The 22,630-nt window shown below is 59.0% G+C and carries 14 protein-coding genes and 1 pseudogene; 1 reads left to right on the forward strand and 14 read right to left on the reverse strand.

Annotated elements, in window-relative coordinates:
- Positions 1–276: 276 nt before the first annotated feature.
- From valS to C2L66_RS40055, 5 genes are all read right to left on the reverse strand, one after another.
- Positions 277–2,835, reverse strand: coding sequence for a valine--tRNA ligase (gene valS / locus C2L66_RS40035; protein ID WP_060611184.1), 2,559 nt, complete (start codon positions 2,833–2,835; stop codon positions 277–279).
- 841 nt (positions 2,836–3,676) lie between these two features.
- A complete protein-coding gene (locus tag C2L66_RS40040; RefSeq protein ID WP_233445131.1) occupies positions 3,677–4,048 on the reverse strand; it encodes a P-loop NTPase family protein in 372 nt (123 codons plus the stop codon).
- A gap of 246 nt (positions 4,049–4,294) precedes the next feature.
- A complete protein-coding gene (locus C2L66_RS40045) occupies positions 4,295–5,686 on the reverse strand; it encodes an FAD-binding oxidoreductase (RefSeq protein WP_060611186.1) in 1,392 nt (463 codons plus the stop codon).
- Between the two features lie 20 nt (positions 5,687–5,706).
- Positions 5,707–7,008: an MFS transporter gene (locus tag C2L66_RS40050; RefSeq protein ID WP_060611188.1), complete on the reverse strand. Its 1,302-nt coding sequence runs from the start codon at positions 7,006–7,008 to the stop codon at positions 5,707–5,709.
- A 54-nt stretch (positions 7,009–7,062) separates the two neighbouring features.
- The gene (locus C2L66_RS40055; protein WP_060611356.1) at positions 7,063–8,493 is read right to left on the reverse strand and encodes a sulfatase-like hydrolase/transferase; all 1,431 of its coding nucleotides are present in this window, start codon (positions 8,491–8,493) and stop codon (positions 7,063–7,065) included.
- A 139-nt stretch (positions 8,494–8,632) separates the two neighbouring features.
- Between C2L66_RS40055 and C2L66_RS40060 the strand changes: the two genes are divergently transcribed.
- Positions 8,633–9,583, forward strand: a complete 951-nt coding sequence (locus C2L66_RS40060) for a LysR family transcriptional regulator (RefSeq protein WP_060611190.1) — start codon at positions 8,633–8,635, stop codon at positions 9,581–9,583.
- A 203-nt stretch (positions 9,584–9,786) separates the two neighbouring features.
- On the opposite strand, the pseudogene C2L66_RS40065 reads toward C2L66_RS40060, so the two are convergent.
- From C2L66_RS40065 to C2L66_RS40105, 9 genes and pseudogenes are all read right to left on the reverse strand, one after another.
- Positions 9,787–10,412: pseudogene (locus C2L66_RS40065) on the reverse strand (tyrosine-type recombinase/integrase).
- Positions 10,413–10,638: 226 nt separating this feature from the next.
- The gene (locus C2L66_RS40070) at positions 10,639–12,354 is read right to left on the reverse strand and encodes a GMC family oxidoreductase (RefSeq protein ID WP_060611192.1); all 1,716 of its coding nucleotides are present in this window, start codon (positions 12,352–12,354) and stop codon (positions 10,639–10,641) included.
- 94 nt (positions 12,355–12,448) lie between these two features.
- Complete coding sequence (locus C2L66_RS40075) at positions 12,449–13,288, reverse strand: ABC transporter permease (protein ID WP_060611194.1); 840 nt, start codon at positions 13,286–13,288, stop codon at positions 12,449–12,451.
- A gap of 4 nt (positions 13,289–13,292) precedes the next feature.
- Positions 13,293–14,555 carry an ABC transporter permease gene (locus tag C2L66_RS40080; RefSeq protein ID WP_060611197.1) on the reverse strand — a complete coding sequence of 421 codons (1,263 nt, stop codon included), beginning with the start codon at positions 14,553–14,555 and terminating at the stop codon, positions 13,293–13,295.
- An 11-nt stretch (positions 14,556–14,566) separates the two neighbouring features.
- A complete protein-coding gene (locus tag C2L66_RS40085; RefSeq protein ID WP_103323765.1) occupies positions 14,567–15,604 on the reverse strand; it encodes an ABC transporter substrate-binding protein in 1,038 nt (345 codons plus the stop codon).
- A gap of 35 nt (positions 15,605–15,639) precedes the next feature.
- The gene (locus C2L66_RS40090; protein ID WP_060611199.1) at positions 15,640–16,731 is read right to left on the reverse strand and encodes an ABC transporter ATP-binding protein; all 1,092 of its coding nucleotides are present in this window, start codon (positions 16,729–16,731) and stop codon (positions 15,640–15,642) included.
- A 184-nt stretch (positions 16,732–16,915) separates the two neighbouring features.
- Complete coding sequence (locus C2L66_RS40095; RefSeq protein WP_060611201.1) at positions 16,916–19,414, reverse strand: CoA transferase; 2,499 nt, start codon at positions 19,412–19,414, stop codon at positions 16,916–16,918.
- Between the two features lie 271 nt (positions 19,415–19,685).
- The gene (gene gcvA / locus C2L66_RS40100) at positions 19,686–20,591 is read right to left on the reverse strand and encodes a transcriptional regulator GcvA (RefSeq protein WP_054923288.1); all 906 of its coding nucleotides are present in this window, start codon (positions 20,589–20,591) and stop codon (positions 19,686–19,688) included.
- Between the two features lie 313 nt (positions 20,592–20,904).
- The gene (locus C2L66_RS40105; protein ID WP_060611357.1) at positions 20,905–22,335 is read right to left on the reverse strand and encodes an IS1182 family transposase; all 1,431 of its coding nucleotides are present in this window, start codon (positions 22,333–22,335) and stop codon (positions 20,905–20,907) included.
- Between the last annotated feature and the right edge of the window lie 295 nt (positions 22,336–22,630).

Here is a 22,630-nt window from a genome sequence, read left to right on the forward strand (position 1 = left end):
GATGGCGCGAACTAACGGTTGTCCGCACCTATATGCCATGTGAGCAATCTGGTCGTGGTCGCCCAATGTCCCATGGTGGCCGTACACGGCCCGACGCCGAGTCTTAGGCGCCGCCGGTCGCCGACTCGCCTGCATTCGTCAGTAGTCGACCCGGAGCTGTCTTAGAATTTTCTCGAAAACAGTCGTTCAAAACCTCTGGTTCGTCGGGATGTGAGTGGCTCCGTGGCCAGCACACGTCTTGCGACCGGATCATGCCACCCGGTCGCAAGACGCTGCTCAGAGCGTCACTTCGACGCAAGGCGGCGCCGAGGCGGTCATCATCAACTCGCCAATATGTCCAGCGTCGCGCAGATCGTCTGACGCTTCCCGCAGTGCTGCGAGACGCGTTGCCGTATCGCTGACTCGCACGATTGAAACCCCCGCTTTCATCGACACTTTTGCCTCTGACTTCGCCCGGCGGACTTCGCGGAGCACGTCCGAAATGATGATGCAAAGCTCGCTGTTCGCGCTCTTCCCCGCCAGCGCCTGGAGCGAGGCGGCGTCGGGCCATGCTGCACGATGTATCGATCCCGACTGCCACCATGACCAGCACTCTTCGGCGGCGAACGGAAGGAACGGTGCGAGCAGCCGCTGCAATACCGACAGGGCGGAGGCCAGCGCATGATGTGCTGATCGGGACCGCGGATTGTCTTCGCGTGCGCGGTTCTTGACCAACTCGACGTAATCATCGCAAAACCACCAGAAATATGCCTCGATGTATTCGAGCGCCTTGCTGTGGTCGAACGTCTGCAACGCCTCGGTTGCCTGTGTCACGACCTCGGTCAGACGCGCAATCATTGCCCGATCAAGCGCCTCCGTGACCGGCAAATCTGGGGACTCGTCGAAGCCGAGCACGAATCTTGAGACGTGCAGAAGTTTCAGCGCGAGGCGGCGCCCGTTTCGCATCTGCCTTTCGTCAAAGGCTGCGTCCATGCCCGGGCGTCCAAGCGCAGCCCAGTAACGAACGCCATCCGAGCCGTGCGCGTCCAGCAACGCAACTGGCGTTACCACGTTGCCCTTCGATTTCGACATCTTCTTGCGGTCCGGATCAAGAATCCAACCGGACAGCGTCGCGTGCATCCATGGCAAACGTGTGCTCTCCAGATGCGAGCGCACAACGGTCGAGAACAGCCATGTCCGGATGATGTCGTGTGCCTGCGGACGTAGGTCCATGGGATACACAAGTTCGAAGCATCCATCCGGTTCGCCCCAACCGGTGGCAATCTGCGGCGTAAGTGAACTTGTCGCCCATGTATCCATGATGTCCCTCTCGCCAATGAAGCCACCGGGTTGGTCGCGCTGATCTGCGCGGTAGCCGGGTGGAACTTCCGATTGCGGGTCAACGGGTAGCGTCGCTTCATCGGGTTGAATCGGTGCACCGTAATCGGGCTGGCACTCTGCATCCAGTGGATACCACAGTGGAATCGGCACGCCGAACACTCGCTGACGGCTGATGAGCCAGTCGCCATTGAGGCCGCTCACCCAGTTGGCGTAGCGGCTACCCATGAACGGGGGATGCCAGCGAAGTTCGGCTCCACGCGCGAGCAACGCCTCGCGCAGCATTGGGTCGCGGCCGCCGTTACGCAGATACCATTGGCGCGTTGCGACGATCTCCAAAGGTCTGTCGCCCTTCTCGAAGAATTTGACGGCATGACGGATCGGGCGTGCTGAGCCGATCAAGCAGCCAGCCAAGGCAAGCTGACTTGCGATCTCTCGACGCGCTTCGGGCACCGGCCTGCCCGCAATCTGCGCATACGCCCGGGTGGCTTCGCCGGAGGTAATCCATTCGGGCGTATCAGCGCGCAGACGGCCATCCTCGCAGATGATGCTACGCGTCGGCAGTGCCAGTTCGCGCCACCAGATCACGTCGGTCAGGTCGCCGAACGTACAGACCATCGCGATTCCCGAACCCTTTTCGGGGGTAGCGAGTCCGTGGGTCATCACTGGGACGTCGAACCCGAACAACGGGCAGTGCACGCGAGTCCCGATGATCGGGTAATACCGCTCGTCATCCGGATGCACGACAAGCGCGACGCATGCGGCAAGCAGTTCGGGCCTGGTGGTGGACACGATCACGTCTTTACCCGCCGCATCAATGAAACGCAGGTCGTGCCATGCGCCATCGATCTCGCGGTCTTCGAGTTCCGCCTGAGCCACAGCCGTCTGAAACGTGATGTCCCATAAGCAAGGTGCTTCCTGCTGATAGAGCTCCCCGCGTCGCAAATTGCGCAGAAGCGCGCGCTGACTGATGCGCTGCGCCCGCGTACCGATTGTCGTGTAGCTGAAATCCCTGTCGACCGAGAGACCAAGCCGCATGAACAATTCACGAAACGCGGCTTCGTCGATGGCGGTCAGCTGGTGGCATAGCTCAATGAAATTGCGGCGACTGATCCTTTTGAAGAATGCGCGCTGCGCTGGCACCTTATCCGGTGCACGAAAGTCGGGTTGATAGGCGAGCTGAGAGTCGCAGACGACACCATAAAAATTCTCCACGCGGCGTTCGGTCGGCAGACCATTGTCGTCCCATCCCATCGGATAGAACACCATCTTGCCGGTCATGCGCTGGAAGCGCGCGATGATGTCGGTATGCGTGTAGCTGAACACGTGGCCGACGTGCAACGAGCCGGACACCGTCGGCGGAGGTGTGTCGATCGAAAACACCGATTCGCGTGTGGCAGTGCGGTCGAAAGCATAAGTACGCTTTGCTTCCCAGTATGACGACCACTTAGCTTCAAGTCCTTCCAGTTCCGGCTTCTCCGGAATGGCGCGATCCATGCGCCGATTTGTTTGAATCATGGTGAACACTTCCCTTTTGTGAGCATGGTGTGCAACCGGATCGAGCGGTATGGGCGCGAACGCACCCCGCCGCGATCCATGCGGTCACACAAACAGCACAGCCTTATTCAACGTCGTAGTCAGAAGCGCAGTGAAGCGTCGACGCACACGGCCCTGTTCCGACTACTGCGCGATAGGCACGAGCTTTCTTGCGTCTAGTGAGTGCCTTGCGGCGCTGGCACGCGCAAGTTCGGCGGTCTGACTACGGCACGAAGGGAAGTGCTTTGAGGTGGAGCGCGAAGAAGTTGCGCGCAGCGGCGCAGGCGCACTGGAAGAGATGGGAAGATTTGAGATGTGGTGGCGGTGATCAGCGCGGCATTACGTTTAACGGTGACATAGCATCCTCCAAGGGTAAGGGGAATTGAGTACCAGGCGGATAGCCCGGAAACCAATTTATAGACGATTAAGGGAAATATCGCAACTGATCTAATTGGGCGCTTACCTCCGTTGACTAAAGGCGCCTGACACGTCGGTGGGATGGGAACTGGTTGACCCTCAGCGGTACCAGTCACGATAGGCAGGAATGAATCGCCCCGGGGCGGTTCAGGACCATCTACTTATGCTTGTCTTAGCGATACCATCCCGCGAGCTGTCCGGCATTCGAGCGCTACACGTCGCATCACCGACGCAATGTCCGTCATCGGTCGAGCCACTGTTCGCTTCGGTTGAGGCGACATCCTCAGGCGGAGCTGCTAGCGAAGGCAGCAACCTGGAATCTGGATTTCAGACGTGCCTTTGGTCCCTCAAACGCGTCGTATATCGCCTCGTGCGCGCCATATGAACTCGATCCTGAACGAGAGCGTTACGACTTGGCCCAATCCAGCAATTCTGCGAACGACTGCGCATCCGCGCCGCGTCGCATTCCACGTTGGCGGATGTTCGCGACACATTCAGCTTCGTCCACATCTATCCAGACAAGTGCAGACGCGGCCGGCAGAATCTCTGAAACGATCCAGCCGTAGATGCCTTCAATTACCCAACGCTCTTCGGCGGCCGCGACCCGTGCCATTGCGATTACTTTCTCTCGCTTCCTGGCCAAATTGTAGCCGCCTGGCTCCCAGTTGAGCAGGTCAAGGTCGACCCAGGTGCCGCCGAGCGAGATTGCAAGCTGCTCCGAAAACCAGCTTTTCCCGGAGCCCGAATTTCCAATTACCACAGTCCTGGCCAAGTTCATACGCGACCGCTCACCATGTGAATGGATGACGATTGTCGCCAATTCATGTCGATTCGTCGACCGGCTGCTTTCCGGCTGCCGCCCCATGCCCGAGTGCGGCGATCGCCTCAGGAGCGGCCCCTTATGCAAAAGGCATAACCCGACCCTTCCGGTCGCTCGACGGCCAGTGGGTTTAACGTCTCTTTCTCAGGTACAAGAGACGTTGAGAAAACCCGGTTGTCGCGACATTAGCATGGCTGCCAGAAGTCACTTCGTAACGCGTCCCACGTTGAGAATGCCCGCAGGATCCAGCAATGTCTTGAGCCTCTGCATGAGGTCGAGCTCGGTTGAAGAACGGCTGTAATGCAAAAACGGCTGCTTGATTACGCCGATGCCATGTTCCGCAGAAATGCAACCTTGCGCTTCACTGACGGCTGCATAGATCAGTTCTTCGACTTTCAGTAAGTCGCCGGCGTGCGCGTATGGACCGGACAGCAGATGCAAATTCCCATCGCCGAGATGACCGAAGAACAGATGCGTCTGCTGCGGAAAGCGTGCGCTCAAAGACATGCGTGCGGTTTCGACAAAACCATCCATCCGATCCATCGGAATGCCGATATCGAATGCCGCGTGAGGCTTGAGTTTCGACAGCAATTCACCAATCGTCTCGCGATAGGCCCATAGCTGTTTCGCGTGTTCGATGGATTGCGCAATGATCACGTCCTGAACAATGCCGTCGTCGAGCATACGTTCGAGCGTCTGTTCGAGCGTGCGCCGGTCGTCCTCATCGGACTCACCCAAAGTTTCGATCAGCAAATACACCGGATAGGCGTCGCCGAATGGCGCCTTCAGATGCGCGATATCCATCGCCGCGCTCATGAAGTCCTGCCACATCAGTTCGAACGAAGAGAGATTTGCCAGCCGCCCGCGCAGGTACTTCAGAAGGCGCGTTGCATCGTCGAACGATGCGACCGCGCACAGTGCCGTATTCGCCGCCGAAGGCTTCGGTTCCAGCTTCAGCACGATCCGCGTAATGACGCCCAGCGTGCCTTCAGAGCCGATAAAAAGCTGCTTGAGATCGATGCCCGTCGTATTCTTCGTGACGCGGTTCATCATCGACAGCATCGTGCCGTCGGGCAGCGCGACTTCGAGCCCGAGAATCAGATCGCGCATCGTGCCGAAGCGGATCACGCGGTTGCCGCCCGCGTTCGTCGCCGCATTGCCTCCGATCTGGCAGGTGCCGCGCGCGCCGAGATCGAGCGGAAAGAACCAGCCTTCCGCCTCGACGAAGGTCTGCAACTGTTCTAGCAGTACACCGGCCTGCACGGTAACCGTTCCGCCGATCCTGTCGAACGATTCGATCGCATTGACACGCGCAAGCGACAACGCTACTTCACCCGCCTTCGGCGTCGCGCCGCCTGCCAGTCCCGTCAACCCGCCCTGTACGACGACAGTCTGTTGATGCTTACCCACCACGCGCAACGCGCCCGCAACATCTTCCGGCGTGCGCGGCAGCAAGGTCATTCGTGGCCGCATACGCGGCGCATCGCTCCAGTCGCCCGCGTGCGCTTCGGCAACGGCCGCGTCCAGTGAAACGCAATCCGCACCCAGTGCTTCTACGAGCGCGATATACAGCGCGTCGGTATCGTGTTGAGGCATGTGGTTCTTATCTCCCGATTTCACTGCGTCACGCGTTCTATCTGTCCGCCAAAGCGTCCAACGAACACACCCGCAATCAACGCGATCAGCGCAACACCCGTCAGGAAGATGCCAGGCGCCGTCAATGCGCCCGTGTGATGCAGCAATTGCGTGACGACCAGCGGCGTGATACCCGTGAAGACCACAGTCGCAAGGTTGAGCGATAGCGCGATGCCACTGAAACGCACGTTAGTCGGAAAGAGATCCGCAAGCAGATACGCATACGCGCCGTTCACAAAGCCACCGACAACGCCAATCACCACGAACGCAAGCAACGGATCGATCTCATGCGCGGCCACCAGCCTATAAAACGGATAGCTGCCGAGCAGCATCACCAGCGATCCGATGCGATGCCAATGACGCGAAGGCACTGAATCGCCGAGCCATCCAAAGAACAGCAGCGAAGCTGACATCGTCGCGATGCCGAGGTTCTGCCCGGCGCTGACTGCCGTGGGTGCGTAGTGCAGAACCGTCGTCAGATATGACGGCAGCACGACGAAAAGCAGACTGTTCGATGCATTCACGATCCCAGCTACACCGACACCGATCGCCACTTGTTTCGGGAAATCGGTCAGCACTTTCCGGAATGGACGTTTGACCTTGTGGCTCTTGAGCCGCTGATATTCATTCGACTCTTCTAGCGACGTGCGCAGCCAGTACGACACGAGCCCAATCACGCCGCCGAAAATAAACGCTATACGCCAGCCATAGGCCAGCACATCGGCGGCACTCAGCAGCGCATGCAGAGCGAGGCTGATCAGCGTCGCTGTCAGCACGCCAGAATTCAGGCAGAAGATAACAAGGCCGCTCACGAGACTCGCGCGTACCGGAATCTCTTCGACAACATAGGTAATCGAACACGGCAATTCGCCTGCCAGAAAGAAGCCTTGCGCGAGACGCAGCAGCACCAGCAGCACAGGCGCCAGTACGCCGATCGATGCGTAACCCGGAATCAGCCCGATACCGATCGTCGCCGCCGACATCGCGAGTACCGACACGAGAAAGATCACCCGCCGCCCGTAGCGATCGCCGAGACTGCTGAGCACGATGCCGCCGAGCGGACGCGATACATAACCGATCGCGAACACGCTAAACGTGCTGATCAGCGACGCGAGCGGATCCGTAGCGGGAAAAAACTGGCGGGCAATTTCACGCGCGAATATGCCGTAGATGATGAAGTCGTAAATCTCCAGCGAGCCACCGAGGCTCGCGAGAATCACCGTCTTCCACTTCTGTCTGATCGCTGGCTGGCGCGGAACCGCCGCGAGGTCTGCTGAGGCCATCGAATTGTCTCCGTCATCGGTTTTTGTCTGTGTGTCTATGCGACGCGACGCGCGCTATTCAACCGGCACGGGCGTCGCCGCAGGTGTGCCCGTTCGCAGCGCCGCTTCCCTGCCGCCGAATGCTTCGACCAGTCTGTCCTGATCGGCTTTCGCGGCGGCATCGGCGGCCTCGGGATCAAGCAGTGCGCGAAGCTGTCGTTCGAAATACGCCAGCAAGTCGGCGTATTCGGGAAACGACGCAAGATCGCGCAGTTCTTCCGGATCATTCTTCACATCGAACAATTCCGGCTTCATGCCGAGATAATGGTGATACTTGTAGCGGCTATCCGCGAGCATATACGCTGCGCTTTCCGATCCGACCGCGTGATATTCGCTGAACGCGAGACGCCCGGTATCGTCTTCCGCGCACGCGAGTTCGACCAGAGACTCGCCCGGACCATCGATCACCGCCGCATCGCAGCCCGTGCATTCGAGCAGTGTGTTCTGGATATCCACCAGCGACACAGGCGTTTCGCTCACCTTCCCCGCCGGAATGGCAGGACCCGCGACGACCATCGGCACACCCGTCGATTCGCGGTACATCAGGCATTTGTTCCACATGCCGCGCTTGCCGAGATTGTCGCCGTGATCGCTGCTATAGATGATCGTCGTCGAATCGTCGAGTCCGCTTTCGCACAGTGCCGCGAGCACCTTGCCGACCTGCGCGTCGAGGAACGACACCAGCGCGTAATAGCACGCAACGGCAAGACGGCGGCGCTCATCGCTGCCGATCGCCGCGTCGTGATCCATATGCCGTGCCTGACGCTCGACCCACGGATGCCGCACGTATCCCGTCGATGGATGCAACAGAGGCAGACCGATCTCGCGCGGATCGTAGAGATCGAGAAATTCCTGCGGCACGACGAGCGGAAAGTGCGGCGCGACGAGCCCGACGAACAGCACCCAGGGCTTGTCGTCGTCGGCGTGCTCATTGAGCCAGCCACATGCTGTATCGGCGACGCGCATGTCGAAGCGGTTGTAGTCGGACATGCCAGGGCCCATCTTGTCGTACAGCGGCGAGCGGCCCATCGTTTCGGGCATCGGATTGCGCACCGAACCCCACACCTGGCCGATGCCATCGAGGATATGCACCGCGTGATGCTGCCGGCGAAATCCGACGGGCGACGCGTCCGACTTGTAGTGTAGCTTGCCGATCGATTCCGTCAGCACGCCATTCGCCGACAGATGCTGCGCCCAGCCCGGCGAACTGCCGTCGTAGGCAATCGCGTTGTCCCAGCAGCGGATCTCGTGGACATAGCGCCCCGTCGCGAGACTCGCGCGAGCGGGCACGCAGATTGGCGATGGCGTGTACGCGTTGCTGAAGCGCGTGCCGCGCTGCGCGAGCGCATCGAGCGAGGGCGTCTTGATGACCGGGTGTCCGGCGCAGCCCATCAGGTTGTGCTGATGCTCGTCGGACAGGATGAAGAGGACGTTTGTGGGTTTCATCGCGTTGTCTGTGCGGCCCGTGCTTGCGATGCCGCGTCTCCTGCAAACCATGGTGGTCGAAGGACGCATGACTTGCAATTGACATTTTTTGTAAAGCGTATAACCATTGGTTATTCGCCTGTTTTGCGTCACTTACGTCATGGATCCCATCGAGCGCTTTTTTCAGGCCGGGCTCAAGCTCAGCCACCTGCGCCTGCTCACGATGTTCGACAGCCTCGGGCAAATCCGGCTGGTCGCCGAAAAGCTCAACGTCACGCAGCCCGCCATATCGAAGCAGCTCGCGGAACTGGAAGCGGGGCTAGGCGTCCCTGTGTTGGCGCGCGTCGGCAATCGCCTGTTCTTCACGCCTGTCGGCGAGACGCTGATGAAGCGCGCTCGCGAAGTGTTCCATCAACTCGAACAGGCGCGCTTCGAAGTCGATGCGCTGACGAGCGGCATCTCCGGCAAGGTGTCCGTCGGCGCGGTGGCGACGGTCATGCCCGTGTTTGCGCCGGAACTCGTGGTCGAGTTGAAAAAACGCGCGCCGCATGTGAACGTGAGCTTCTTCGAGGCCACTAGCGACCGACTCTTTCCGATGCTCGCCGCCGGCGCGCTCGACTTCGTGCTGAGCCGTACCGGTCCGCCCCGTGCGGAAGCGGCGGCGTTCGCGTCGCGTGCTGTTCTGGATGATCCAATCGTGGTGGTGTGCGGACGCGATCATCCGCTCGCTGCGCGCCGCACTATCAGCGCCGTCGATCTCATGGGACTCCCGTGGATCCTGCCGCCGCGCGAAGCGCCCACGTTCCTCGCATTGCAGGAATGGATGCATGAGCACGCCCTCGAGTTTCCCGATGGATGCGTGCAGTCCATCTCGTTGCAGGCAAACGAGGCGATGATCGCCGCCTATCCCTTCCTCGCGCTGATGCCGCTTGCAGTCGCGCGACAGGGCGTGAACCGCGAGAAACTCGCGATCCTTCCGCTAGAAGGCACACGCTTTCTGGAGACTGTGCAGCTCTTTTATAACCACACGTCGGCGAATCCTGTCTTGCAGGTCGTGCTGAGTTGCATAGAGACAGCTGAAAAGCGAATCTCGACCGCGCTACTCATCTAAGTTGTTGTGAGCCTGGTGTGCGATCGCGTGTCTGGCAACCAGATGATCCGACCTGTAGTAACAAGCGTGACGTCATCAACTGGCGCAGGCTGAGTCCCAACGGTCCATTTGCGGGGTACAAGAGACGCCGGAATGTCCGAGCCGGCGGATATCGAGTGGCTTCTCTTGGCCCGGCAAGCGTCCGCTCGCCGGCCATGTTGCCGTCAGGCCTCGGTTTGCTCCGCCATCTCGAGGGCATCGTCGACTTCAATGCCGAGGTAGCGCACTGTACTTTCCAGCTTGGTATGTCCGAGCAGTAGTTGCACCGCCCGAAGGTTCTTCGTTCGCGGGTAGATCAACGAAGCCTCGGTGCGGCGCATGGTATGGCTGCCGTACGCCGTATCGTCGAGTCCGACCGATGCGATCCATCGATGCACTACTCGGGCATATTGTCGTGTCGACAGATGCGGCGACGCATGCAATCGGCTTGGGAATAGATAGTCGGTAGACTTCAATCCCCGCGCCCTAATCCACGCGTCAAGGCTCTGACGAGTCTGCTCCGTGATCTCGAACTGAACCGGTCGTTGCGTCTTCTGCTGCTTACCATTGCCCGCGATCCGACGTGGGCACCTTGGCAGACGTCTTGCACCTGCAGCCGCGTCAGATCGCATGCCCGAAGTTTGCTATCAATCGCGAGATTGAACATAGCTAGCTCGCGAATGTTCGAAGACATCTGGAGCCGGGTGCGAATCGCCCAGATTTCCGGAAGCTTCAACGGTGGCTTCTGGCCGGTGAGTTTACCCTTGTTCCACGGCACAAGATTGGCTGCGCGACCACTCTGCGTTTCCATGATGACCTCCTTCCAGTTGAAGGGAGATCCAGTGTGCCGCCTCGCAGTGGAAGCAGTGGTCGCGGCCCGACCCACACCTGCCAATCGCCTCGGGCGGATGAACGACCGCTTTGACAGAGCGATCCGCCATCTGTGTGTGCATCAAATCAGTCAGGACAGGTCAGGTTGGTCGCGATCCGGTATATGTATTCCAGACACGCAGCGGCCTTGCCGTGCGAATACTCAGTCAGTATGCGTTCTTCACGTCGAGAACCTCCTGCGAATATGCCTCTGCGCCCGTATCTTCTCGCATTCTGTCCGCCCGGATCATCTCGCTGGCGCGTTCGGCGATCATTAACGTCGGCGAGTTGGTGTTGCCCGACGTGATGACCGGCATGATTGAAGCATCGACCACCCGTAAGCCAAACACACCATGCACGCGCAGACGGGAATCTACCACCGAGTCCGGATCATCTCCTTTTCCCATTCGGCAGGTTCCCACCGGATGAAAGATGGTGGTTCCGACATTGCCAGCCGCATGCCGCAATTCTTCTTCGGTCTGAAATTGGATCCCGGGAAGGACCTCCCGAGGACGAAACCGTTCAAGGGCCGACGCCGCAACAATACGCCTCGTCAATCGCAGTGCGTTGGCCGCGACATGAAGATCGCGCTCCGTGGAAAGATAGTTGGGTGCAATTCTGGGTGCCGTCGCGGGATCACTCGACGTGATGTGTACGCTGCCCCGTGACGACGGCCGCAAATGACAAACGGACGCCGTAAACGCGTCGAACGAATGCAGCGGCTCGCCGAACCGTTCGAGCGAGAGCGGCTGGACATGGTACTGCACATCGGGGCGCCTCAGCGTCTTGTCGTCCGGATCCGACTTCGCAAAGACGCCAAGCTGCGACGGTGCCATCGCCATCGGCCCGCTTCTGAAGAGCCCATATTCGAAGCCGATCTTCAATTTGCCCCACCAGTGAGCGCTGAGGGTGTTCAAGGTCCGCACACCGTCCACCCTGAAGGCTGTGCGCAATTGCAGATGATCCTGCAAGTTCTCACCCACACCGCGCAGATCTTTTATCACTTCGATACCAAGCTTTGCCAGACGATTGATGTCCCCAATCCCTGACAACTCAAGCAATTGAGGCGAATTGACGGCACCGGCGCACAAGATCACTTCATGCCGCGCCCTGGCCACACGGTACTCGTCACCAACGCGGAACTCAATGCCGGAACAGCGCTGGTTCTTGAACACGAGTCGCTGCGTCTGCGCATTCGTGAGGATAGTCAGATTCTTCCGATTTGCGGCAGGGCGCAGGTATGCCTTCGACGCATTCCACCGGATGCCATGCCTCTGATTGACATCGAAATACCCGACGCCGGTATTGTCTCCACAATTGAAATCGTCCGTTGCGGGTATGCCGGTCTGTTGTGCGGCTTGTGCAAACGATTCGAGAATGTCCCATTTCAATCGTTGCTTTTCCACGCGCCACGGGCCGCCTGCACCATGAGCGTCGCTTGCGCCCCCGTGATAGTCCTCGCTCTTCTTGAATGCGTCGAGAACCGAATCCCATCCCCATGAGTGGTCGCCCGTTATACGCGCCCAATCGTCGTAGTCCTCCCGTTGACCGCGCATGTAGATCATGCCGTTGATCGACGAGCAGCCGCCCAGCACCCGGCCTCGCGGATAAGCCAGCGCCCTGCCGTTGAGCCCCGGCTCCTCGGATGTCTTGTAACGCCAGTCGGTCCGTGGATTCCCGATGCAGTAGAGATAACCCACCGGTATATGAATCCAGTGATAGTTATCCTTTCCGCCCGCCTCTACCAGCAGCACAGACACGTCATTATCTTCGCTCAGGCGACTGGCGACCACGCAGCCGGCCGTACCTGCTCCGATCACGATGTAGTCGAACTCGCCGGACGATTGCTTCGATCGGGTTCCGTCGATCTTTTCTGCTGACATCACGCCTCCTGCTTGTTGTGCATATCGATTTCACTCTGTTGCGCAACGCCTGCGGCCTCGAAAGCCGGTTCGACGATCGCAATCCCCGACATCGTCAACTCGCCGTCTGCCTCGCGACAGATCTGGAACGCAGCCATTCCATCGTAATGAGCAGCAGACTCGAAAAGACGATCAAAATTGACGCAAGCGCGGCGATCGTCGGCGTGATGCTTTCGCGAATCCCGATGAACATCTGAAGCGGGAGTGTTCCCTGTGTCGGGCCGGCAATGAACATGGTGATCACGACGTCGTCCAGCGAGGTCGCGAACGCGAACAACGCTCCAGAAATCACACCAGGGGCGATGATTGGCAATGTGACCGAGAAGAACGTCCGCACGGGCGACGCGCCCAGGCTCAGGCTAGCCCGTACATAGTTGTGGTTGAAGCCGGCAAGCGTGGCGTTGACCGTGACCACGACAAACGGCGCGGCGATCACCGTGTGCCCGAAAATCAGCCCGGCATAGGTGCCAGACAATCCCCATCGCGCAAACTGCAGATACATTCCGACGCCGGTAACGATCACCGGCACGATCATCGGCGAGATCAGAACGGCGACCAGCACGCCTTTGCCCTTGAACGACGCCTTGTTCAGTCCCAATGCCGCCAGCGTGCCCAGGACCGTCGCGAGCACCGTCGCGATCGGCGTCACAATCAAGCTATTGGCGCCGGCGCGAGTCCATTCCACAGCCGTGAAGAGGTTGTGATACCACCTTAATGAAAACTGGTGTATCGGATAAACGAGGAATGAGTTCTCGTTAAACGAAAGTGGCATGATCGCCAGTATCGGCAAGATCAGAAACAGGAGAACCATGACATTGGCCGATCGCAAAACGTAGTGCCACACGATTTCCGGCGTCGACATGTAGGGTGCGAAACGTGGGACGTTGGTTTTCATGATGCTAGGCCACCTTCAGTTCTGTACCGACGACCTTTCGATAGACGCTGAACAGGATCAACGTCACTAGCAGGAGAACCGCGCCAAGCGCACACGCCATGCCCCAGTTCAGGGCCATGTTGGTGAAATACGCGATGTAGTAGCTGACCATCTGATCGCCTGCACCGCCTAGCAACGCTGGCGTGATGTAATAGCCCAGCGCGGTGATGAACACCAGCAGGGCGCCCGCCCCGACACCGGGAAGCGTCTGCGGCACATAGACCTTGCAGAATGCCCCGAAGGGATGACTTCCAAGAGAGATCGCGGCTTTCGTATAGCTCGACGGGATGGACTTCATGACGCTGTAGAGTGGCAGAATCATGAACGGCAGCAGGATGTGGGTCATGGAAATCAGCACCCCCGTCCTGTTGAACAGGAGTGGCAGCGGCGTCGAAATCACATGCAGCGCCATCAACGCCTTGTTGACAAGACCCGCTCCCTGGAGAATCACGATCCACGCCGAAATCCGAACGAGAATCGACGTCCAGAACGGAAGCAGCACGAGGATCATTACGAGATTCGCCTTTCGTGCCGGCAGAATCGAGATCCAGTAGGCGAGCGGAAAACCCAGTAACAGCGCCGCGAGCGTCACCAGTCCGCTAATCACGAAGGTACGCATGAACACTGCGCGGTATGCGGATGCACCGTTCTCTACCGGCATGATGCGACCATCAGGCGTTTCTCGAAAGTCGATCGTGGCGAGGAGATACTGGCTCGTATAACGTGATGATTCGTTGGCGATCGCTCGCCAGTAACTCGCGTCTGCCCAGCGGGAGTCGATATCGATCAGGCGTTTCTTTACCCCCTGTGCGGAAAGCTCCGCATCGTTATCCCCAAAAGGAAGCGCACTGGTCGTCTTGTAAAACAACGAGCGAAAACCATCCTTTTGGCCATTCAGTCTGCCCGCCGCGCTACCCGCCTCGTTATTTCCTCCGTTGCCTTCCACGTCAAGCATCAGCGCACGGTAAGCCTCATCGGGAACGGTCGACTTGCGATCCCAATGTCTCAAGGCCGAGGTTGTCTTCGGTAACGCGTCAACAACCTCGGGACTTTGAATCGAACGCGAGATCATCGACGCGACCGGCATCACAAACACCAGCAAGATAAAGAGGGCAAGCGGCGCCAGCAATGGGACCGCAGCGGCTTCCTTACGCAACTGCACGGCTCGCAGTGATTTCTTGAGCTGGCGCGTGTGCCAGCTCTGTTGCTGTGAAGTAATAGCGCTCATGCTTTTTCCCCTTACCTTGCGGCCCAAGCGGTAAAGCGCTGTTCGAGGCCGTCTCCGTGGTCGGTCCAGAACTCGACGTTGCCCGCAATGGCGTTCTTACCGTTCGTGGGAGAATTGGGAAGCGCGGCCAGGATCGTCCCATTGAGCAGCTTGAAAGTCGCCTCGTTTACCGGGCCATACGGGATCTTTTGCGCGAACGTGGCCTGAGACTGCGGTTTAAGTACATACGAAATGTACTTTTCGGCTGCTTCCTTGTTCTTCGAGCCCTTCGGAATCGCGAAGAAATCCAGGTCGTAGATGCTTTGATCCCACGCGATGGCGAGCGCACGGTTACCTTCGCGAACCGCGGCGTCGATACGGCCGTTATAGGCAGTCGACATTGCAACGTCACCCGCGATCAGGAACTGCGGTGGTTGCGCACCCGCCTCCCACCACTGGATGTAGGGCTTGAGTTCATCCATTTTCTTAAACGCGCGCTCGACGCCCGCAGACGTGCCGAGCACGGTGTAGACATCCTTCGGCGCCACACCGTCCGCCATCAGCGCGAACTCCAGGTTGTAGCGGGCCTCCTTTTTCATCCCGCGCTTGCCCGGAAATTTCTTGACGTCCCAGAAATCCTTCCAGCCTTGCGGCGTACCCTTGGTCAGCGTCGGGTTGTACGCCAGGACCGTTGACCACACAAATGTTCCAGCCGCACAAGGTGTGACCGATCCGCTCACCAGGTCGCTTTTTTTCGCGATGCTGGACCAGTTCAGCTTCTCGAAGAGGCCATCCTGGCAGCCACGACCGACGTCTGCGGACTCGACCTCCACGACATCCCACGTGACGTTCCTGGCCTCGACCATCGCTTTCACCTTAGCCATGTCGCCGGTGTACTCGATGGCATTCGTCGCGATACCCGTGTCCCTGGCGAACGGTTCTACCCAGGCGGCCTTTTGCGCGTTGCCAACCGCGCCGCCGTAGTTGACGGTCGTTAGTCCGCCGGCAGACGCCGTCGCCGACGAACATGCCAGCAACGCGGCGCAAATCATTTTCAAGTGCGATTTCATGATTCTCTCCTGCTGTGTGGTGCAAACGGAGGATGTCAGTTCAAGATCTTCAGATGGTCTTCTCGGAACGACAGCGCGATCCTAGCGCCCGGATGAGCGCGCGAATGCCCATCGTGGTCGAGCGCAACCTTGACGAAACACTCTGTGTCGCCTGGGCCGCGACAACGCAGTCGCACGTGGTCGCCAAAATAGATGGCATCGAGCGTTTCGGCGTGGATGACATTCGCAGTGACTGCCGGGCGAGGTTCGACCGAGAGCCGTTCAGGACGGATGACGGCCATCGCCTGCGTGCCGACTCCGGCGTTTGCGACGTTCAATGCACGCACCGTCGTCCCGTCGGCGAGCCGCAGGCCGCAATATTCGCCGTCCTTTGCGACGACCATGCCCTTCAGCCGGTTGTTATCGCCGATGAAGTTTGCAACGAAAAGATTTCTTGGCGATTCGTACAGGCGATCCACCGTATCGAGCTGCTGGATCTCGCCCTGATCGAACACCGCGACACGATCGGACATCGTTAGCGCTTCGCTCTGGTCGTGCGTGACATAGACGAACGTCAGTCCGAGCGCTTCATGCAAGGCCTTCAACTCGAGCTGCATGTGTTCGCGCAACTGCTTGTCGAGCGCGCCGAGCGGCTCGTCCATCAGCACGAGCTGCGGATTGAAGACCAGTGCGCGTGCAAGGGCGACGCGCTGCTGCTGGCCGCCCGACAGTTGGCTCGGCATCCGCTTGCCCAGCTTCCCCATGCTGACCATTTCGAGCGCTCGCTTGACCCTCGAAGCCTGTTCGTCCGGCGGCACTTTCCGAACCTTGAGCGGATATTCCAGGTTCTGCGCAACCGTGAGATGAGGGAAAAGCGCGTAGTTCTGAAACACCATCCCGATGTTGCGTTTGTGAGGCGGGATCCGGTTGAGCAACTGCCCATCGAGCCAGATCTCTCCATCGGTCGGATACTCGAATCCCGCAAGCATCATCAGGCAGGTGGTTTTTCCCGAGCCGGACGGACCGAGCAAGGTCAGAAACTCGCCTTTCTGAATATCGAGATTTAGATCTTTAACAACTAACGTTTCTCCGTCATATGTCTTCTTGACATGCCGAAAGCTAACCAGAGGTTTAGTCTGACCTTGCATGGTTGTCTCCAATATTGAAATTGCCGCATCTCGCCAGTGCGTTCACACTTTGGATGCGTTTCTCATTGATTGGCCCGTCGAAGCGCCCGCGCAAGCTTTTCGTCGTCTGCTGCCACGTTCGGCTTGCACCACGCTTCGCTGGGGAATGCTTGACTTGTAGCCGCTGCGAAACGGAGAAATGCGTCTAGCTGGGCAGATACTCTTCGGACCAGCTATCGCCAACGGCATGCCGCGCCATCAGCATTTCGATCTCGGCATCGCTATATCCGAACTCGCGCAACACGGCGTGCGTCGACGCACCGAATTTCTCAGCCGACTGCAGCGCGCGAATCCGGGCGTGACGCGGGCGGATCGCAAAGGGATCGAGTTGCGTGACGCATCGACCGCTCGGATGGTCCGCATAGACGCTGAATGAATAGCTACCGTTGTCGATCCCGGGACGATCATCGCAAGGCCGGCTGTTGTGCCGGCGCAGATTGACGATGTTGTCCGGCACCGCCGCGGCGATGTTGGCGGCCTGTAATCGGCTCTGCCAGGTTCCAGCGGAGGCTGTGTCGAGCGCGGACGCGAGAAAGGCAGCCGGATCCTCGGCGGCAGCGATCCCTTTCAGACCGTCCACCCGATCGAGCTTGCCCAGTTCGCGCTCGCTGGTATCCACGTAGATCCAGTTGTCAGCAGCACGGTAGAAGCGGGACATCGCCGTAAAGCCTTGTGCGTCGCGACCGGACGGCTCATCGAACGGGCGGCGGTTTGCGTAGTCGTACGAGAACGGAACCTGCACCAGATTGCCGAGCGCCGCGAGGGAAGTTCTGGCCCGCCCGGATTCGCCCGTTCTGGCCTTGCGGTACAGGGCGGCGGCAACGCCCAGCGCTGCCGCGAATCCGCACATGACATCGATCGTCCCGACGTGCGCGTGCTCCTCCGGCGTCTGCATGCCACCACCGAAGCGCGCCATGATACCGGTACACGCCTGGATCAGATCGTCGTAGCCGAGATAGTCGGTCCGCGGTCCGCGCCGTGGACCGCCAAAGCAGTCCAGTTGGCAGAAAATCACGCCCGGATTGACAGAACGTAGACTCGCTTCGTCCAGCCCCAGCGGTGCCAGTTGCCGATCCGGCGCGTTCATTACGATCACGTCGACGGACCGTGCAAGCCGGTTGAACACCTCACGTCCATCCGGGTGATTCAGGTCGACGAGCACGCTCCGCTTGCCGCGGGCGGAAGACATCCCGAAGACCACCGTATTCCACGGGTCATAATTCGGTCTGACAGGGTCGAGTTTGATGACGTCGGCACCGAACCGGCCGAGAAACGAGGTTGAGTGCGGCCCGGCAATCACGTTGGTCAAGTCGAGGACGCGTACCCCTTCGAGCCACCCCTTCGAGCAGTTTTCAGACGGGGGAGGCACTCCAGCGCTCCCCTGCTCGTCCAGAATGGCCACGGCTTCCTGGAAGGTCACTATGCGGCGTGACGCCGGTGAGAGCATCAGTTCGGCGCAGTCCTCGAGCCATGAGACCGGACCGGGCTGTTTCATCGCGCCATACTCGAAGTCTTCGACGTCAAGGACCAGACCAGCGGCATTCGCATGATCGTCGTGCAGCCACTCCCGCGTGGTGCGGTGTGCAGCGCCCGGGAATCCCCCTTCACCGAAAATCTTCTCCCACTCCGCTGCCGTTTTCGTCAGGAAGACTTCCTTCATGCGCGCGGAAATGCGCTTGGCCCAATGCTCGGGCAACGGATAGACTCCTAGCGAAGCGTCCCCCTCCCATTCGGAAATCGGCAGATATGGGTCGTCTACAAGCGGCAATCCGGCCGCCAGCATTTCCTCGTACAGCCCCATCGCCTGCAGGCAGCGCCGCGCGTGCGAGCGGTGCGACGGACACACCGCGTAAAATTTGCGACCATCGGCGCACTCGTAGGTGCGATAGAAGGGATCCAGATAATCTTGCAGGGCCTCATACGACAGATTCATCGGCAGACTATTCGACCGGCGCCGCTCAATCTCCTTTTCACGAAGGGTCTTGTATCGCTCGGGATAGCCTTCAATATGGATTGAGTTGTACGAAAGCCCCTCCATCACGGCTGACGCCAGGGGGACTTCAATTTCATCTCCGAGGCCGGTGCGCTGCCGCGCCTGCAAGGCCAGAGCGACGGCGGATACACCCAGCATCGTGCCGTAGGCAGAGGCGAGCGGCAGAGGCGAGAAACTCGGGTTGATGCCCATCAATACGCGATTCTGTCCCATGTCCGTGAATACGCCGGATGCAGAAGCGATGATCGGCTCGAACGCGCGCCATTCGCGCCGCAACTGGTCATTGCTGGCGAAACCCGGCATCGAAAGGGTGATCAGTTGAGGGCTTTGCTCACGCAGCTTTGCGAAGTGCAGGCCCAGACGCGCCATTACGCCCGGCCGGAAGTTCTCGATGACGATATCCGCGCGGTTGATGAGGCTTCTCGCTTCTTCCAAACCGCTCTCGGACTTCAGATCAAGCTTCAGGCAATGCTTGTTACGGTTCAGAACGGCATTGGCCGGACTATCCCAAAGCGGCCCATTCGGAGGATCGACATGAATTACAGTAGCGCCAAGATCCGCAAGGATCATTGCCACGGCCGGGCCCGCAATATACTGGCCGAAGTCGATGACTTTTACGCCGCTGAACGGCAGTTGCTTGCTATTTCCCATAGTCTGCCAAGTCGCCTCCAGACCCGTCGCATCACGCGACCGTCGATCGTCATGTTGTGGATAGACCTGTCACCGTCAGTCATCAGCACCGAGACGCCTGTTTGGTGAAGATCCGAGTGGATGGACGCAACTTTCGGCCGGAATCCATGGCGCGTAAAGCAATAAAAAAAGCGATGGTGGGTCGGTTTTTTTTATGGCTCAAGCAGACGAGTCGGACGGCAGGACGCCGTGCACCGATGAACTGGTGCGGGTGTGCCAGGCGGACCGAAGGTCAGTACCTTGCGTGCGCTTCTGCGGCCTGTGCACTCAACCATGCGACGAACGCAGCCGCATTGGGGTTAACGATGCTGTGCGGGGAGTAGACGAGATAGAACGCCTCACTGGTTGGAAGCCGACGCTTCAGTGGGGCGATAAGTTGTCCGGAGATCAGCATGTGCTCGACGAGCGACGAACGCGCGAGTGCGACACCCTGGCCAAGTTCAGCCGCCTTGAGTGCGGAGATAAGCGTGTCGAATTGCATACCCTTCGACGAATCGACCTTCGAAGCACCAGCCTTTTTTAGCCAGTATCCCCAGCCCTCTTCGTAGCCGAGCACGTGGAGCAGTTCGTGATGCGCGAGATCCTTGGGCGTAGACAGAGGCGCTTTTGGAGAAGGCAAGCCGGGCGCGCAGACGGGCAGCAGCGTATCCCACGTCAGTCGCTCCGCACGCAGGCCAGTCCATTTCCCGTGGCCGTAGCGGATCTCCAGATCGGCTTCGACATCGGTTACGCTGCTGTCGCCTCCCCAGATATTGCTGGTGATGCGCAGATTAACGTCTGGATACCGCTTCCGGAAATCGGGCAGCCGCCATGAGAGCCAGTGCGTGAAAAACACAAGACTCACGCGCACGGTCAGCATTTTCAGGTGTCCTTGCCCGAAGATCTCGTCCGTGGCAGCAGCAAGTCGCTCGATCGCTTCATGGACAACTGGCAGATACGCAAGCCCGGCCTCGGTCAACTCGATGCCGCGCGGCAGGCGCTTGAACAACGCTGTTCCAAGCTGAGATTCGAGTCCCTTCACCTGCTGGCTAACGGCCGCCTGGGTAAGGCTCAGCTCGGTCGCGGCATGTGTGAAACTGAGGTGCCGGGCCGATGATTCGAAAGCACGTAACCAATTGAGCGGCGGGAGTCGTTTCATCTTGAGAATAATTTAGCGGATCGGGCGGACAATTGGGGATTCTCGCATTCTATTGCGCCGATTCATTCTGAGTCACCCGTCGGCGAGGTGCGTCTTCAACATTGCACCCTCATCCTCACCGGCTGGTCCCGAACTCTCAACGGACACATTTCCAGGATCCGCCAGGGACCGGAATTGGCCCAGACTGTGTCGAAACGGGCGGCCACAAGAAATAACGAAACCGGTCTCATCGGACGTTGCAGCTTTTCGATTGCGACAAGCCGAACGAAACCCGGCGAACAGATTGCAAAGGTTCAACAACCCCATGCGGGCATCACGCCCGCATTGCTGTCATAAGCGTTTCTGAACCGAGTAACCGGATCACTCGCTTCATGTTGTACGCCAGCACGTGCAAGCTCATTTCAGTGCTCACTCGTTCGATGGTCCGCGTGAGGAAATGAGTGGCCCCCATCCATGCCTTAATCGTGCCGAAGGGATGCTCGACTGTCTCTCGCCGGGTACGCATTATCTCAGGAGCATGATCAAGTCGCGCCTGCATTTCCTCAACAAGGGTCTCGTGCTCCCAGCGGGTCATACGCCGCTCAGTGCCCGGCGTACATTTCTCTTTTAACGAGCACTGCTGGCAATTCGAACTCCAATACTTGCCGAGCTTCAGAGCACGCTCTATGGTCCAGCATCGCCAGATGAGCCGCTCACCGGCCGGACACCGATATTCGTTCGTTTCCGGGTTGTAAATAAAATCATCCCTGCTGAAACGGCCATGCGCCGTGGCGGTTGATGTCACCGTCTTTGCCACGAATACGGTGATGCCAGCTTCGTGGCATGCAAGTATCTCTTCGCTCTTGTAGTAGCCTCGATCCGCGATCGCAGTGAGTTTGCCTACACCCATTTCCGTTCGGGCAAGCTTCGCCATCGACGTCAGTTGATCACGATCAATGCCGTTGTTAGTTACCTCGTGCGCGACGATCAAATGGTGCTTCGTATCCACTGCCGTCTGGACGTTGTAGCCAACAACTCCGGTCCCACGCGTCTTCATTGAACGCGCGTCCGGGTCGGTAAGCGAAACCTGCTTGTCAGGTGTCGCGTTCAGTCGCACCTCGATCTCCTTGAGGCTTCGCATCTGCTCCTTCAAGGCCGCAATCTTGTCTTGCAGTCGCTCTGTCCTGACCTTCGCGACTGCCGGCTCCTGACGATCCGCTGTGTCCATTGCCTCGAGATAGCGAGCGATACTTGACTCGATGTCGCGCATGCGTCGTTCAAGCTTCGCGCTCGTGAAGTTACGGTCGCGGTGGTTCACCGCCTTGAACTTGCTGCCGTCAATCGCAACGATCGCTTCGGCGAAGAGGTCCAGACGCTGGCACAGCACGACGAACTGACGGCAGACGCTACGGATCGCTTTGCCGTTGTCTTTACGGAACCGCGCAATGGTCTTGAAGTCTGGTGCCAGGCGGCCCGTAAGCCACATGAGTTCGACGTTGCGCTGAGCCTCGCGTTCAAGGCGGCGGCTCGACTGAATACGATTCAGGTACCCGTAGATATAGATCTTGAGCATCACCTCGGGGTGATACGACGGCCGACCAGTCAACGCTGGTTCGACGCCTTCAAACCCAAGCTTACGAAGATCAAGCTCATCGACAAAGACATCAACTACGCGCACGGGATTGGTGTCCGTCACGTAGTCATCGAGCGCTTCAGGAAGGAGAGAGCTTTGTGTACGATTGTCGCCTTGAACCAACCGTTTCATGTTGCTCATCCTCGCTTTCGGATGGCAAATTTTAACGCATCCAAAATGCGTTTTGACACAATCCGGGCCGATCCCGGCAGTTCGAAGCTCGCCGATGATCGAGCGGCGCCGGGCCGCCCCCCGACTTCCGTAGCCGCCCCTCTCCGGCCATGCTCGCTCGAAACGTCAGGACGGCCGCTTTTAAAGGTACAGCGGCCGTCCCCAAAGTCGCGTCAGCATCTTGTGCCTGATTCACTCGTGCGGGTTGCGCTTCACTTCGCCAGCCCCAAGCCCTGAAGCACAATTAAACAAGCCG

Source organism: Paraburkholderia caribensis (assembly GCF_002902945.1).
Classification (GTDB): Bacteria; Pseudomonadota; Gammaproteobacteria; order Burkholderiales; family Burkholderiaceae; genus Paraburkholderia; species Paraburkholderia caribensis.